The 14578-nt window shown below is 59.6% G+C and carries 15 protein-coding genes and 1 pseudogene; 3 read left to right on the top strand and 13 right to left on the bottom strand.

Annotation, left to right across the window (positions count from 1 at the left end; all coding sequences use genetic code 11):
- Positions 1-17: 17 nt before the first annotated feature.
- The 6 genes from NKH50_RS25680 to NKH50_RS25705 all read right to left on the bottom strand — a co-directional run bounded on the left by NKH50_RS25680 (position 18) and on the right by NKH50_RS25705 (position 5858).
- Positions 18-1184 carry a glycoside hydrolase family 1 protein gene (locus tag NKH50_RS25680; RefSeq protein WP_352690969.1) on the bottom strand — a complete coding sequence of 389 codons (1167 nt, stop codon included), beginning with the start codon at positions 1182-1184 and terminating at the stop codon, positions 18-20.
- Positions 1185-1390: 206 nt separating this feature from the next.
- Positions 1391-1915 carry a YciE/YciF ferroxidase family protein gene (locus NKH50_RS25685; RefSeq protein ID WP_023677856.1) on the bottom strand — a complete coding sequence of 175 codons (525 nt, stop codon included), beginning with the start codon at positions 1913-1915 and terminating at the stop codon, positions 1391-1393.
- A 1091-nt stretch (positions 1916-3006) separates the two neighbouring features.
- Positions 3007-3372: a hypothetical protein gene (locus NKH50_RS25690; RefSeq protein ID WP_023677855.1), complete on the bottom strand. Its 366-nt coding sequence runs from the start codon at positions 3370-3372 to the stop codon at positions 3007-3009.
- 483 nt (positions 3373-3855) lie between these two features.
- Positions 3856-4149, bottom strand: coding sequence for a hypothetical protein (locus NKH50_RS25695; protein WP_352881758.1), 294 nt, complete (start codon positions 4147-4149; stop codon positions 3856-3858).
- A gap of 995 nt (positions 4150-5144) precedes the next feature.
- Entirely contained in the window at positions 5145-5498 is a 354-nt protein-coding gene (locus NKH50_RS25700) for a hypothetical protein (protein WP_023680319.1), read from the bottom strand.
- 228 nt (positions 5499-5726) lie between these two features.
- On the bottom strand, positions 5727-5858 hold the full coding sequence (locus NKH50_RS25705; RefSeq protein ID WP_352881761.1) for a hypothetical protein: 132 nt from the start codon (positions 5856-5858) through the stop codon (positions 5727-5729).
- A 292-nt stretch (positions 5859-6150) separates the two neighbouring features.
- Here NKH50_RS25705 and NKH50_RS25710 point away from each other — a divergent pair, with 292 nt between their 5' ends.
- On the top strand, positions 6151-6660 hold the full coding sequence (locus tag NKH50_RS25710) for a ferritin-like domain-containing protein (RefSeq protein ID WP_352612666.1): 510 nt from the start codon (positions 6151-6153) through the stop codon (positions 6658-6660).
- A 711-nt stretch (positions 6661-7371) separates the two neighbouring features.
- Here NKH50_RS25710 and NKH50_RS25715 read toward each other — a convergent pair.
- The 6 genes and pseudogenes from NKH50_RS25715 to NKH50_RS25745 all read right to left on the bottom strand — a co-directional run bounded on the left by NKH50_RS25715 (position 7372) and on the right by NKH50_RS25745 (position 11642).
- Positions 7372-8136, bottom strand: coding sequence for a hypothetical protein (locus NKH50_RS25715; protein WP_352881764.1), 765 nt, complete (start codon positions 8134-8136; stop codon positions 7372-7374).
- Positions 8133-9017 carry a hypothetical protein gene (locus NKH50_RS25720; RefSeq protein WP_352706224.1) on the bottom strand — a complete coding sequence of 295 codons (885 nt, stop codon included), beginning with the start codon at positions 9015-9017 and terminating at the stop codon, positions 8133-8135. The genes NKH50_RS25715 and NKH50_RS25720 overlap by 4 nt, the downstream gene beginning before the upstream one ends.
- A complete protein-coding gene (locus NKH50_RS25725) occupies positions 9014-9409 on the bottom strand; it encodes a phage holin family protein (RefSeq protein ID WP_352457931.1) in 396 nt (131 codons plus the stop codon). Before NKH50_RS25725 ends, NKH50_RS25720 begins: the two co-directional genes overlap by 4 nt.
- Positions 9410-9413: 4 nt before the next feature.
- Positions 9414-9929, bottom strand: a complete 516-nt coding sequence (locus NKH50_RS25730; protein WP_352811648.1) for a hypothetical protein — start codon at positions 9927-9929, stop codon at positions 9414-9416.
- A gap of 69 nt (positions 9930-9998) precedes the next feature.
- Positions 9999-10594: pseudogene (locus NKH50_RS29040) on the bottom strand (transposase); the annotation flags it as partial.
- Complete coding sequence (locus NKH50_RS25745) at positions 10593-11642, bottom strand: YihY/virulence factor BrkB family protein (RefSeq protein ID WP_352881770.1); 1050 nt, start codon at positions 11640-11642, stop codon at positions 10593-10595. The gene NKH50_RS25745 and the pseudogene NKH50_RS29040, both read right to left, overlap by 2 nt.
- A 253-nt stretch (positions 11643-11895) precedes the next feature.
- Between NKH50_RS25745 and NKH50_RS25750 the strand changes: the two genes are divergently transcribed.
- Positions 11896-12753: an alpha/beta fold hydrolase gene (locus NKH50_RS25750; RefSeq protein WP_352881773.1), complete on the top strand. Its 858-nt coding sequence runs from the start codon at positions 11896-11898 to the stop codon at positions 12751-12753.
- A 553-nt stretch (positions 12754-13306) separates the two neighbouring features.
- Here NKH50_RS25750 and NKH50_RS25755 read toward each other — a convergent pair.
- Positions 13307-13777 carry a hypothetical protein gene (locus tag NKH50_RS25755; protein WP_352881776.1) on the bottom strand — a complete coding sequence of 157 codons (471 nt, stop codon included), beginning with the start codon at positions 13775-13777 and terminating at the stop codon, positions 13307-13309.
- 177 nt (positions 13778-13954) lie between these two features.
- On the opposite strand from NKH50_RS25755, the gene NKH50_RS25760 reads away from it, so the two are divergent.
- Positions 13955-14257, top strand: a complete 303-nt coding sequence (locus tag NKH50_RS25760; RefSeq protein WP_352881778.1) for a hypothetical protein — start codon at positions 13955-13957, stop codon at positions 14255-14257.
- The last annotated feature ends 321 nt before the right edge of the window (positions 14258-14578 follow it).

Genomic DNA, 14578 nt, shown 5'->3' on the forward strand with positions numbered 1-14578 from the left:
TGTTCGTATCAGCGAGGCTATAGCGCGCTTGCTTGTTGTTCCTCAAACGCCAAGAACGATTGGCGCTGGCGCTCCAACTCGTCCGCAAGTGGCTTGCGAACAGTGCGCGAGCCGTCCGCATGAATGGTGGAGAACAAGCCGACTTCGGCGTGGCGCGAATTGTCCCAACCTGGGTAGGCCGTCACCGGGTACAGGCATATACCCTGAACAGGTGCTCCGAGGCTCGTCGCATCGCGCACTTCGTCGCAAACGTAGTGAAGCCAGGCTGGCCGGCCTGAACCTTCGGCGCCGGTCTCGGCGATGAACATCGGCTTCTTATATCGTTCGGCGACCTCGACCAGCATTTCCGAAAGTGCACGGTATTCGTGGTGCCCCATCGGTATCGTTGGGCCATTCAAGTACCATTGGTTGTGCGGATAGAAGTTGAGGCCGATGACGTCCACAACGTCCTCGCTGCCGCCCAACTCCGGTTCCACGCGCCCGATCAGCATGTCATACGCCTCGAATTGGCCCTGGCGAGCATTTTCGGCGCGCCGCCGCTCGGGGTGAGTACGGTCACGAGGAGCAATATGGATCAGCGGTTCAGCCCAGATGAACCTGCAGCCGGGTTCGGCCTCCCGCATGGCCCTCACGCCGGCGACCGCTGCCCTGACAAGGTGTCGTTTGAACCATCCACGCTTGTTCGGCCCGACGCGGGGGAAATAGCCGACCTCCACAGCCCATGCAAAAAACGAAATCTCGTTGATCGGGCACACCAGGGGAGCCACCCCGGTAGCGGAGCGATGAACCCGAACAGCTTCCGCGGCGAAACGGACGTAGGCCTTGATAAACCCCGGGCCACCTTGGTCGATATGGTCTGGCGAGCCATAGTGGAAGATATCCCAGATAATCTGCACCCCGGCCGCCTGGGCTGCTTCGATCGCCGACGTCCAACTCGACCAGTCGAAGACTCCGGGCGCTGTTTCAATCAGGTGCCAGCGCAAGCCGTCGCGGATCGTGCGAAGCCCAAGCTCGGCACAACGGCGATAGTCGGCATGTGCATGGATGTCATGTGAGGTCGCGCGGATCAGATCAAGACGGGCCCCGTCGGCGCGCCTGTGGGAGGAACACTCGAAACCAGCCATGAAAAAGCTGTCGAACCCGGAAGAGCCTGCCGTGGGCCGACGAGCGGTATCCTCGTTCATACCAACATCCTGTCGCCCAAGGCGTGGGCAAGTAATCGCATTCGCAGTCCCCCATTGTCAGTTCCGGTGGCCTAGTCGAAACCGGTCGGCCACCACCACGTCGACGGCTCGGCGGCTGCGGTGTACACGTGTGCCTGGATTGGCGAATACAACCACGCTCCAATCCCGTCTGCCGGGGGCCGCGGTCGCGTCGATTCGATCCGAAGTTATGCGGCCTGTTGCATCGCCCGTTCGTTGACGCCTGTTTCGCCTAGTCGGGTGAGCGCCTCATCGGTTGCTTTTTCTTCCTTGAGCGTCTGTTCGAGTAGCGGGACGGCGTCTTTCAAGCCAAGTAACCCGGCCCATGTGACAAGAGTCCCGTAGCGCGCTATTTCATAATGTTCGACGGACTGGGCTGCAGCCACGAGACCCGCGTCCAATGCCGGAGCCTCCTCGAATTCCTCCAAAATCTCTTGTCCTTCTTCGATGATGCCGTCGATCGCCGGGCACGTTTTCCCTTGGGCTCTCTTGCCAAAGGCGTCGAAAACTTGCTGCAGACGCTCGATCTGACCTTCCGTCTCGTCACGATGTTTTTCGAACGCCGCCTTCAACTCTTCGGACTCCGCGCCCTTTGCCATTTTCCGGAGCGCCGTCAGAATCTTGCGTTCGGCGTAGTAGATGTCTTTCAGACCATCATAGAAAAGGTCTTCCAAGCCCTTGGAGCTGCCCTGAGAGCTTTTTTTCGTCGCCATTGTCATCTCCTCTTTCATTTCTATCGACGCATGCATGGCTCTAACTGGACCAGTCTCTTGTTGTTCCTTCGGCGACGGCACACCGGCAGCCAACAGCGAGCGACGGTCGGGTTGACCGCTGATTTCAGTCCGCCGCGCCAGCAGCGGCTTGAGCATCTCGGCTGCGCTCCATTGCGGAAATTCCGGAATGAGGATCGTCTGCCTGAAGGGTTTCCGCTGTCATCGAGTCCTTGCGGCCGCATTTTTCGCAACGGACCTTTGCCCGCACCTGATCAAGGTTCCCGATCTCTTCTCGGGCCCCCAATGGCGTCGAACCTGGACGAAGTTGCCGACCAGATCAGCAGTGTATAGGGGCCGCGGACCTGTTTTGCGATGTAGTTGAACTCACCTTGAGGCAGCTGCTCGCGCAGGCGTTTGGACGACAGGCGGACGGCATCATGGCCTCTAAATTCGAATTCGAGGTCAAGAGGACCACGTCCACAGCATAGTTGCACCTAAGATCCTCCTCGATGTCGCCAGCGGCGCGAAGCCTCAGATGGTCTTCGAAAACCCCCTCTGCGGACCGAGCATGTCATGTCTCCTTTGCAGTACCGGAAAGGCCGTGGACAGCCGTGTCGTCCTTCGCGATGCTGAACGGATGCGACGGCGGTTTGTTCCTGAGGCCAACATGCGCTGGAGCCGGATTGACTTGCACCCCCGATTACAAACGAATGAGAACATTCAATCGGGGTCCTCATGGCTTCCGCCATCGACATTCTGGCATGCTGACCAGCGACGAGGTCGGCAATTGTCCAGGACTAGAGCGGCCGGCCAGGTGCAGCGGTGCCGGGGGGACCTCACGCTCCAAGGCCGTCCTGGCCTTCGCCAGCGACAACCACAAGGCCTGCAAAAAAGCTTCATCTGCTTGCGGTGTTAATCCGACCTCCTTGCAATGTTCAACGATCCTGTCCTGGATCGACACTGCGGTTTCATACCGTTGGACAACCCTTGCCAGAACGTCCTGACAGGTGCCAATCGCCACCTCCCGAATGTGGTCAGCGACGGGAGAGAGGGCAGCACGGGTGACATCATGAGCAACGGGGGCATCCCGATCAGTCGGATGTATTCCGCCTCGGGCTGCCCATAAGAACGATCCGCCAACGCGCGTCTATAGCAATAGCTTCAGCCTTCAATTGAACAAAGCAATCGTGTGGGGACCGGTCCTCACCCATGACCAGGGCTGCCCCGGTCATACCGTCAAAGCCAATAAGGCCAACCTCGGCCTCGACCTCAGCCCGAAGCTTCGCCACCATTAACCCGAGACCGCTCTCGAAGAAATCGACGGTGTCAATCGGGACCGAGGTCTGCTCCAGGTGCGTCCTCAGTCCCAAGTGACGGGCTTCGAGGTGAGGCTGCAGCAACGTCAGATCCGGTGCGCTCAGGCGCCGCAACAGTTCGTTCTTGAACGAGGTTTCCATCTGCGCTGTCTCCCGATCGGGGCGGAAGGGCGATGGTCGCTCACAGCTGACGACGCCCTAACAATTGTCGACAGTCAGGGGAAAGTATACCTAAAAGGGCGGGGAGTCTCAAAAAGCTACTATGCTGACCAGAGAAGCTCGTCAGTCTGGCGATCATCAAGATGCTGCTAACAAGCAGTGTCCGCCTCTACCGGTCGAAGGTTGCCTTCGCAATCTGGTGTGCGCCTTTTGTCGAAGCATACGGCCCCAAACTGATTCATCCTCTGGGGAAGCCAAGCGGTATCGACGCTGCCTGAAAACTTACGCGCAAGCGCTCCACACTTTCGGGGGGCGCTTTGTCGATCGACCAGAGTAGCCAAGCACGCCTTCTGTATCCCATAGTATTCGTCTTCGCCTATTGCTCCGGAACGGCAGAGGTTTGCGGACGATTTCGTGCTGCTTCGGCAATTTCCGGGATGTATTTCGTCGCGGTGCAGCTTTGGTTCACATTGGCGCGTGCGTCGAATACCTCTTTCTCGCAGACCCGCTTAGCGAGCTCGATAGGCACATGAACTGCCAGAGGCACTTCCACCTCGGAGATTCAAGCTCCCTTGCGATCTGCTGTTTCACTTCGTGCCTGCCAAGCGAAACGTCGACGCCGACATCCTGGGCATCTTCGGTTGTCGATGATGCGCCTTGCCCCGGCAGATCTTGCTCCTCGGTCTGAGCAAATGACTGCACGGCAAAAAGCTGCAAGGCGAACACGGCGAGCGGCAAAATTCGTTGGAATACTCTCATGCCTGGCTCCTGCAGGTGCCTTTAACAACGGCAAAGTATTTGAAGCGTTCCAGAGGCGGGGATGCGCGCGCTCAGCGGCAGTCGAGGCGGGTTTTTTCTGTTGGAATACGATATGGCGACCGTGGTTGGATGCCGACAGCCGACTGTGCTGGCACATCGGAGTGTAGGAATTTGCCTACCGAGAAAGAAAGACAAGCCAGAGACGAGCGCACCTCGGATGCTGCACGAGGATTGACCGACATTGAGCGTGCGGCACGAGACGCAAAGACCGCGGCTTCGGGAGCAGCGCCTGAAGGCCGCACTTGCTGTGACGTCGGCCGTGGCATCTAAACCGAAGAGGACACCAAAAACCACGAAAGCCTAGCAGTCACTTGCACCACACGGGAGCTTGCATTCAACCCCACGGTGCTCAAGATCCAAGTAGGCTCTGCAGCTCTCTAGGCTCAGAACGTCGTGCACCCAAGTTTGATCCTGCTGCAGCAATCAGGACTACTCCAGAACGAATATGGCCAGCAGGGCAACAAAGAGAACGAGGGCGATCGCGGCGCCCCAGATGAGGACCTTTCCGGTGCCGCGTTGCTCTTCCTCGCGAGAAACGTCTTTCGCCATTCCATGCATCCTTTGCGAAGGTCCAAACTGAGCAACGTGCCGTGCAAGGCTGTTCCCAACGCTCTCGGAGCCAACTTGGTGTCAGTCCAACTGCCGGTTGCCGTAGGGCTTCGAATCGCTCTAGCGCTATCGGCAATACAGCGCGGCTCTCCTCTGAGCGCGACCGCAGCTCCCTTCAGGCAAGATGCGCGAGAAGACGGATATCTATCTGACCGAAAGCAAAAGAAACCACGCGTGCCCCACTGAAAGCACAAGCAAGCGCAAAGGTTCCTGAACTGATGCTCGGCTGGCGGGAACTTGCTCGCCAGCCGAGTTGAGTTCAGGCGGTGGTCGGGGGAGATCAGCCAGCCACACGCTGGTGATTCCAACCTGAGCCGATGTGCCAATCAGCAACCTTCGTCGGTCTTTTTCACCTGGCCCGGCGCGGCGGTGTTGGCTGCCGTGTCCTGCTGACCAGGCGCCGCCTGCTGAGCGCTGCCAGTCTGCTGGCCGGGCGCACAGTCCCTGGCCGAGTTCGGATTCGTGGTGCCGCTGGTGGTCGTCGTGTCGGTGCCCTGATCGCCGGACATGTTGGTGCCGCTGCTCGTCGTGCCGGTGCCCTGATCGGTCGTACTGGGCATGGTTGTGGTGGTCGAGGTTCCGCTGGTCGAGGTTCCGCTCGAAGTTCCGCTGGTCGTCTGGGCAAAGGAAAGCCCGGCCGACACCGCCAGCACGGCCGAAGCCAAAAGGATGCGTTTCATCTCCTTTCTCCTGTCTGAATGCGCCGGATGCGCCTGGCAAATTGAACAGGCAGACAGAAGGAGTGTTCCCCGATGAAGTTCAACTTTTGTAACTCTGGTCGTAGGTCAGCCTTAGGATGGCCGGCGTATATTAGAACCTCATGACGGCGGCTCGAGTCGAAAAGCAATCAACGAGCGGAGAGGCCGTCGCGTTCCTTGTGACTGCGGTGGCGCGGTGAGGCACAAGGCTCAATGCGGAGCGCCAGCGGCCGCGATCAGCGCCTCGTCGAGAATCCACTTCAGCTTCGCCGAGCCTGGTAGCTTCATCTGCTTGCCGTTCTTACTTGCCAGGAACGACATGCAGCGGTCGCAGTATGCCATGCGGGACCTTCAATATGTCGCCGTATGTCGCCGCGTCGGATGGCCAGGAAGCGGCCAGTGCCAGTTGGACTTTGTGATGGAGCGGCGCAGCGGCGAGCGTCCATGGCCCGTTTTCCTGGCGCCGATCTTCCTCGATCTTGGCCCTCACCCGCGTTGCTGAGGATTTCGTGAGGTGAATTGAGATCCGCCGACGGCGCCGATCCTCTGGCAGGATCAAGCCTGTTCCGCGGCTTTGCTCCGGAACAATGTCTTCTTCTGAAAGTTTTTCCTTAAATAGCAAAGGAGATTCGAAATGTCAGAAAGCCGGGAATGGTTTGTCCAATGGCTTAGAGACGCTCATGCCATGGAAGAGCAGGCAGAAACGATGTTGAACGGGCAGTTGAGCCGTATCGAGAATTATCCCGAACTGAGCGACCGGATCCGACAGCACCTCGACGAGACCAAGCAGCAGGCTGCCCGGCTGAAGACTTGTCTAGATCAGATGGACGAGGGTTCATCCATGATGAAGGATGCTGGCGGTAAGCTGACGGCGATGGCGCAATCGCTGAGCGGCGTCTTCGCTGGAGACGAGGTGATGAAAGGATCGCTCGCGAGCTACACGTTCGAGCACATGGAAATCGCCTCCTACACGATCCTGATTGCCGCCGCTCGATCGCTCGGCGAAACCGAGGTTCTTCGGGCTTGCGAAGAGAATCTGCAAGAGGAAGTCGCGATGGCCGATTGGCTGAAATCCCGTCTTCCCTCCACGACCGAGCAGTTCCTTGTCCGAGCCGAAGCCGACAGTGACAGCGCCAAGCGGTGAGCGGGTGGGACGCAGTCATCGTGAACTGGGTGATGGGGATTCGTCCGCCAGCGCGTCCCCTTCGTGAAGGCTGGACGACGAACACGCCTGGCTGTAGCAGGCGGTTGTCGAGTTGCGCATTTCCAGAAATTGCTACGACGAGTGATGCTAACATTCCGGCGTCGTGACTTTGAGAGTTGAAGTGTTCGTCTGCGCAAGCCTGGTCGAATACGCATTGGCAATAGCCAAGATCGGAAGGGCTAGTGCAGCGCTCGGCGAGATCAAGCTTGAGGGGGCGTGTTAAAACGTTCGAAACGCGGTCGCGATAGCGGAATGCCCGAGAACGCCCCAGATGACTGAGCAGTTGCGTGCGCGGGCACCGGCAGCGCCAAGCCGGATCGGAGAAAGTTCGTCCTGACAGCGGACAGAGCGCGCCGTTGCGCTCACGTTATGGGGTCGGCAGCACTTGCACGGTTTTCGGGGTGAATTCCGCTTCAGCCGGTCGCTGGCGGTTTCGCTGAAGGCCGTGACCGACCGGCCGACGATCATCATGCTCGAAGGGGTCTGACCGCTTTGTCCGATCTTCTCCGCCGTGCGCATCGTCATCGCGCCGTCCGTGGTTCCAGAATATGCAATCCGATGGCTGAACTCGTCGGGACTCGATAAATGTGAGCGCGGCATCATACTTTGCCTTCAGGACGACTGTTTCTCTGCAATGACCTCTGTCTACGCTCATCCAGTTCGGTCGGTGTCCATCTGCTCATTCAGACGTCGTTGATAGGCAAAGCCGACAGCCGCGGTGACTGCCAAACCCGCCGCCGCCAGAAGGAGTTTGTCCTCGGTATGCTCATTGCCCGATGCGTCTTGAACAGCTAACGAAGCTTCATCGAAGGGTGCGGATGCTTTTGCGACAGTCTCGCCCGGGTGCGGCCCAACGCCGCTATGGCGGATACCCGCAGCCAGACGTTCTGTCTTCTCTTTAACAGTTTCCTTGGCCACGCCGGTCAACTCGGCAGCTTCGCGTTTTATTTTGCCAGCCGTTTCAAGAGCGAAATCACTGACGCTTTCCGCCAAATCGCTAGATTGCTCCTTCAGGCGCTCCTTGGCGTACGATAGGTGATCAACCTGCTGCTCGCTGGGTGGCCGGGCTGAATTGGTCCGCAACAAGCTGATCAATCCCGCTCCGACGAGTGCGGTTGCGATCGGCGGATGGCGGAGGAAACGCCACCCCAAACCGGCCCCAATCGCCAAAGCAGCGCTCGGATTGGCAGCCGCCTTGGCCTTGAGATCGTCAATAATCGCCTGCGCCACCGATTGCATTGAGGCTCTTGCTTTCTCCACCAGCGCATCCTTTGCCTCAAGCGCTTCGTGTTTCAAATCATCGGTAAATTCGGAGAGCGTGTTTGGCGACCGAAGTGTCGACAAGTCCTCGGCGAGCTTAGCCCGGGCAGCCTCAACTTCGTATTCAAGATGCTCAAGTTGCGGATCGGCCATCATAAATCTCTCTTGCCACCGGGGCGGGCAGGTTTGCTCGACCGAGCGTTGCCCGACCGCTGCGATTTGGCCGTTATTCCTTCCGAAGGGGTGGCGCTGCCCGGTTGCAGCTTGGCGGCCGGAGTGGATGAACCGCTCGATCCACTTGGGCTTGGCGAAGGCGGCTGCACGGGTTCACTTGATTGCTCTTCTGACAAGGCGCTTCCAAAGGCGCCCGCAACGTCCCTTGCGACCTCCTTCAGGCCGTCCGAATTCAGCCCATGTTCCTCGGCGGCGCTTTTGAGCCGTTCGCCCGCCTTTGCTGTCGAGGACTTCAAGCGTTCCCCAGCTTTTTCAGCAGCATCCGTCAATCGCTCTCCTGCTGGGCCGAGCGTGCGCCTCTCGACATCGCTGGCCGGCAAAGCAGCAGCTATAGCGGCACCAGCTGCGAAGCCGGCCAGAACAAAAGCCAATGGCTGTTCTTCCACCATGCGGCCAATCGTGTCTTGCAACGTTGATTGGGCTTGCTGCACCACGCGCCCTGACTTCTCGGATACGGAGCGACCGGCCTGTTCTGCGTATGACGCGGCGGATGATGCGTACTGACTTGCGGTTTCACTCACCTTCTCCCCAATGCCGGCTAAATTGTCGCGCATGGCCTCTGCTGTCTCGCTAGCCTCTTCCTGCGCTTTGGACGCCCCGCCGCTGGCGGTGCGTACGTGCGGAGCATTTTGGCGCCCGTCGGTTGCACGGGATTGCTCGCGATGCCCGGCACTTGAACTGCGGCTGCGCATTAGCAGCGCGCACCCTGCTGCGACGAGCAGAAGGCCTTCGGGATTGTTCCTAGCGGAGCTGAGAAGCCATTCTTTCGTTCCAAAATCCTGGACCTGTGAATTGCGGCTCATGTTAATTGCTCCTTGGTTGTCGCAATATCCTGCTTTATTTGGCTTATGGAGTGTGTCGGCAGAAGTTCTTTTTGCGCATCAGCGCGGCCACGATAGTAGGCGAAAGCAGCGGCGAGGGCCGTTGCGGCCGCGACGATCAGACACGACCAGTGCAGGGCCATCCCTAAGCTGGCTATTCCAAGTACGAGGGCTTGCACTAGAAGCAGAGCGGCGACCACTCCCAGCACGCCAGCAGCAGACATCCACACACCTGCTTGGAGCTTCGTTGAGACGTTGGCGGACAGCTCCGCATGCGCCAGGCGCAACTCTTTTTGAAAGAGGTCCGCGACGTCCGCCAACACTGCCGACAGTGCTTGAGGGAGAGGCGAATTCTTCAGTTGTTCCTGTGCCATCAGATCAGTTCGCTCCCTGCCGCCTTCCCTTGATGGACTCTGGTGCGGGAGGCGCGCTCTTCAGTGTGCGGAACGTCAAAAAGCCCGCTACTGCGGCCAGCCCAAACACCAAACCCGGCTTGCGCCTGGCCAAATCGGACGCTGCAAGAACCAGCTGATCGACGGACCTGTCTCGCAGGTCGTCTGCGTATCCATCAAGCCTATTCGCGAAGGTGCGCACGACCCCAGCGACTATCGGTGCGTTTGCGTCGAGGTCTTCGGCCGCACGCTTGGTCGAACTCGCCAGTTGGCCCATCACCTCGGCGCCGCTGCCGACCTGACGGTCCAACATCTCCTTCACCTGATTGGTCACGGTGGACGCGCCACCAACGGCCGCCCGTTTGGCGGTTTCCGCTGCCCCCTGCGCTATGTCGGACGCTTTGGATAACGTGCCGCTTACGGTCGCTCCTATGTCTTCCGAGGTACCGTCACCAGCTCTTGCCGCAGTCGGGGGACGCCGTTCAGAATTCCGGTTGTTCATGGTTTCCTCCATTCGAGGAGCAAACGGAGGTAAGGCCCGTTGGTTCCCAAGGAGTGACTATCTGGGGTGTCAAGTTGCGTTTGCGAACTCGTGGCGCGCATCGCGTGCTTTTGCATTGGGAATGACGGGTAGCTTGCGGGCGGGCGCAATGCGAATAATCATCTTTCCCTTTCCTGCCTGAAGGCGCCGGGGGGATCATATCTGGCGACGGTGAGCGCGATGAGGAAGAGGCTGGAGCGCGTACCTTTACGGCCGCCGCGCACCGGTCTTCGACCGCTGCGCCTGCCGCTGTCATTGGCGATCGGCGCCAAGCCCACGAGTTTGCGATGGCCTTATTGGAAAGGTGTCAATCTCGGACAACTCGGCGTCAGGAGTACGCGGGGCCCTTGACCGAACGGAAGACCTGATCGAGACAGGCCCACAGCGGATCGTCGTCGATTAGCGAGGCGATCTCGCCCTTCAAGTCGGCGGCTCTGACGTTTGAGCAGAAGAATGACCTCGTCGAGGCTGGCGAGGTTTCGGCATCGGCGACGGTGCTTGTGCGTTGCTTCTGGATGGTGAGATCGCCAGTCATTGGGCAAGCCGGCGACCAGCGACTTGAGCCGTTGCTGGGCCACGCTCGGCTGCAGCCGCTTGACGATGGCGTGCAAAGTGATCTGCGCGCTAAGTGTTGCGCTCGCTCGAACGCGACTGCTGGTCGGCCGCATCGGCCGATTCGCCCAGCGTGTCGGCGACCGTGGCACCTCGCGCACCCATCGGCTGCTGTGCACCTGTGGTGGTGTCCTTCGCTGTCTGATGCTCCATCTCGGAATTCAGCTCCGCACCTACAACCAGGATAATCACAGAAATCCAAGTCCACATCATCAAGCCGATGACTGCCCCAAGAGCTCCATACGTGGCGTTGTAGTTGGCGAAGTTTTCAAGATAATAGGAGAAGCCTATCGAGACTGCGATCCAGACCACAGCGGCGAGGAAGGCGCCCCATGTCGCCCATTGCCACTTTGCCCTTTCCCGGCTGGGTCCGTAGCGGTAAATCAGCGTGATCCCGACGCCCACCATGATCAGCATCATCGGCCACCGAAAGATCCGCACAAGGGCTTCGGTCCAGCCGCCGAGGTTCAGCAGCGCAAGCACGGCCGGCACAATCCCCACCGAGATGATAAAGCCGATACCAATGAGGATGGCGCCAAGTGTGAAGCCCAAGGCCAGGAGATTCAGGTGGATGAAGCCGCGCTTTTCACTCTCCTCGTAGGCGATGTTCATGGCTTCGAATAGCGTCTTTATGCCGTTACTGGCGCTCCACAGTGCGACGGCAAGGCCGAAGATGAAGCCGAAGCTGAGCGCGCCAGCCTTCTGAGCGGCCAAGGACGCAAGCTGAGATCTGATAATATCCAGACCTCCCGAAGGCAGTACGCCGCCAAGGAACGCAATGTGCTCAGCGATGGTCTGAGGATCGGCGACGAAACCATAGATGGACACGAACGCGGCAAGCGCTGGAAAGAGGGCAAGAAGCAGATAGAATGCAGCCCCCGCCGCGATCAGCATAACACGGTCCTCGGTTACCTCAGCAAAGACCCGCCACAGCACGTCCTTCCAGCCGCGGCTGGGAATCTCTGACGGCCATTCGGCATTGCGTCCGCGGCTCTCCCGTTCGGCCCGCCGCTCAAGTTGCACTTGACCTTCGTAAGCGTCCTCGGTTGTTTTCTTCGACATGGCCGCCGGTCCGGAGCATCTTCTTCGCGGGGCAAACGTATAATAGCGCCAAAGGATGCAGGTGCAGACCTGCGCTTACAAATAAACATCCGCCGCCTGCAGCAACACCTGCGCCATCCCCACTTGGCCCTTCGGCTCCCATGCTCATCTGGCGGGGGATGCGACGGCTGAGCGTGCATGTTGTCGGGACGACGCAGCCTGATCTAAATCCTCATTGCGCTGGATCACTTTAACGACACCCACGTTACCAGCCATGATCTCGCTGGCGCCTGAACATCAGTTCGTCAACGCCGGAAGCATTCGGCTTCACGTCGTTCAGGCCGGGCCTGCTCTGGGTAAGCCGGTCATGCTCCTGCACGGCTTCCCGGACTTCTGGATCGGGTGGAGACGGCAGATCGGTACGCTCGCTTCCGCCGGATATCGGGTCATCGTTCCCGACCAGAGGGGCTACAACACCAGCGACAAGCCAGAGGGTATCAGCGAGTACACGCTCCCCAAGCTGCTCGGCGATGTATTCGCCCTGGCCGACGCGCTCGGCATCGGAAGGTTTCACCTCGTCGGACATGACTGGGGCGGCATCGTCGCTTGGGCCGCCGGGGCAAAGTTGCCTCATCGCCTGGACAAGCTCGTCATCCTGAATGCGCCCCATCCCGACGTTGTGTTTACCCATGCCCTGCGATCTCCGACGCAGTTTCTGCGGAGCAGTTACGTGGTTTTCTTCCAGATCCCATTGCTGCCCGAAGCCGTTTTGGGTGCGCGGCGCTCCGCCTTGCTCGCACGAGCACTTAGGACATCCAGCCGGGAAGGCGCCTTCGAAGAAGAGGAGATTGCAGAATATCGGCAGACTTGGGAGCGGCCGGGGGCGCTGACCAACATGCTCAACTGGTATCGCGCCTTGCCCTTTCGCCCGAGCTTGAAGGAGCGGATCACGACGCCCACTCTTGTTATGTGGGGGATGCAGGACCAGGCTCTGGAATCCGGGCTGGCCAAGCGCAGTCTCGCCCTTTGCGACGATGGCCGCGTGCAGACTTTCGAGAAAGGGACGCATTGGGTTCAACGCGAAGAGAGCAACGCGGTGAATGCGGCGCTTCTGGCGTTCCTGGAGGGCTGAGGAACTCAAAAATGGATAGAAACTGGGGGCAGCGTCAGATGGAGCCGGAGGAGGCCTGCAGGGCATTCCTGGCTGCTGCAAAAGAGGAGGGGACATTACAACTAGCTAAGTTGGATTGCGGTATAAGGTTCTATTGTCTCCGACCAACACCGCGCTTTGCGGAGCCCGCCGCCAGCAAGGAGAGGCGACGGACCCCCGCCTTTGATACGCCTGTTCATGGCCTCCACGCTCATATCGGCGCAGCGGGCGCTCGACATCACTAGAGCTCATTGGCAAGCAGCCCGCCGATATACACTGGCAGTGTCCAGGCGTGGGCGTGGCCTTTCCGCTTGGGTATTATGGTGCGGCCTGCCCGATCGGCCGTCCCTCGATCGACCCTGAGTTGCTGATCCGCATGCGGATCGTCGGCAGCTCGTCCTCGACTCGATGCGCGAAGTCGTCGACGCCGTGCGCAAGCCTGGAGCTGTAGCGGCCTCGCCTGTCCCGCCCCGGTGTCATCGCTTCGCTGGCGCTAACGGTGAGACCGAATAGATCTGGTCCAGTATTTTCAGCATCAGAGCGTTGAGCTGGCGGGAACTTGCTCGCCAGCCGAGTTGAGTTCAGGCGATGGTCGGGGGAGACTGGCCAGCCACACGCTGGTGATTCCAACCTGTGCCGATGTGCCAATCAGCAACCTTCGTCGGTCTTTTTCACCTGGCCTGGCGCGGCGGTGTTGGCTGTCGTGTCCTGCTGACCTGGCGCAGCCTGCTGAGCGCTGCTGGCCGGGCGCGCAGTCTCTGGCCGAGTTCGGATTTGTGATGCCGCTGGTGGTGTTCGTGTCGGTGCCCTGATCGCCGGACATGTTGGTCCCGCTGCTCGTCGTGCCGGTGCCCTGATCCGTCGTACTGGGCATGGTTGTCGTGGTCGAGGTGCCGGTCATCGAGGTTCCGCTCGAAGTTCCGCTCGAAGTTCCGCTCGTCGTCTGGGCAAAGGAAAGCCCCGCCGACACCGCCAGCACGGCCGAAGCCAAAAGGATGCGTTTCATCTTCTTTCTCCTGTCTGAATGCGCGGGATGCGCCTGGCAAATTGAACAGGCAGACAGAAGGAGTGTTCCCCGATGAAGTTCAACTTTTGTAACCCTGGTCGTACGGTCAGCCTTAGGATGGCGGGCGTATATTAGAAACCTCTTGAAGAAGACGCTGCCCGCACCAGAATCCATGGCATGGCTCGCGAAATAGGCATTGGTGACCAGGTGGCGATTACTGCCACGGTTCGAAGGCGGATAACAGAGGACCGCGTAAGCGTCTCTATCCCAGGTTACGACTTCCCACATTCCATCATCGACCACACCAAGGTGAACCGAGGCCAGCAAATCGACCTGAGAGGCGAGGTCACGCGCATCGACGAGGACACCGTGACGATCGACCTCGGGCCGCTGGTCACGGTCGACCGTGACAAGGTCCGGCTAATGGAGAAATATCGGCCGCCAAAACGACGAAAGGCACTTGTCGTTGCCCCGGATTAGAACCGACAACATCGCGACAGGCTATGAGGGCAGGCCGCATGACGGGCCGCTAGAGGACGAGTCGAAGCACTTGGTCTACTGCCCAGTCTGCGGCCAAACGTTCGACGCGCGCGATCTTGGACAGGTCTTCCACCACGCTGAGCCGCAGCACCAGCCGCTTCCGGTCGAGCAATAGTTCAGCTAGTTGAGCTCCGGCGGTAGACCGACGTTTGAGACCCTTCAGCGCGCCACCGACGTACGTTGGATGAGAAAAGGGTGCTGCGTGCACCGCGCCTTCCCCGCGCGCCGATGCTCCACCTGGACCGCAAAAAAGTCCCGCCG

The organism is Mesorhizobium sp. M1027 (assembly GCF_040318745.1).
Classification (GTDB): Bacteria; Pseudomonadota; Alphaproteobacteria; order Rhizobiales; family Rhizobiaceae; genus Mesorhizobium.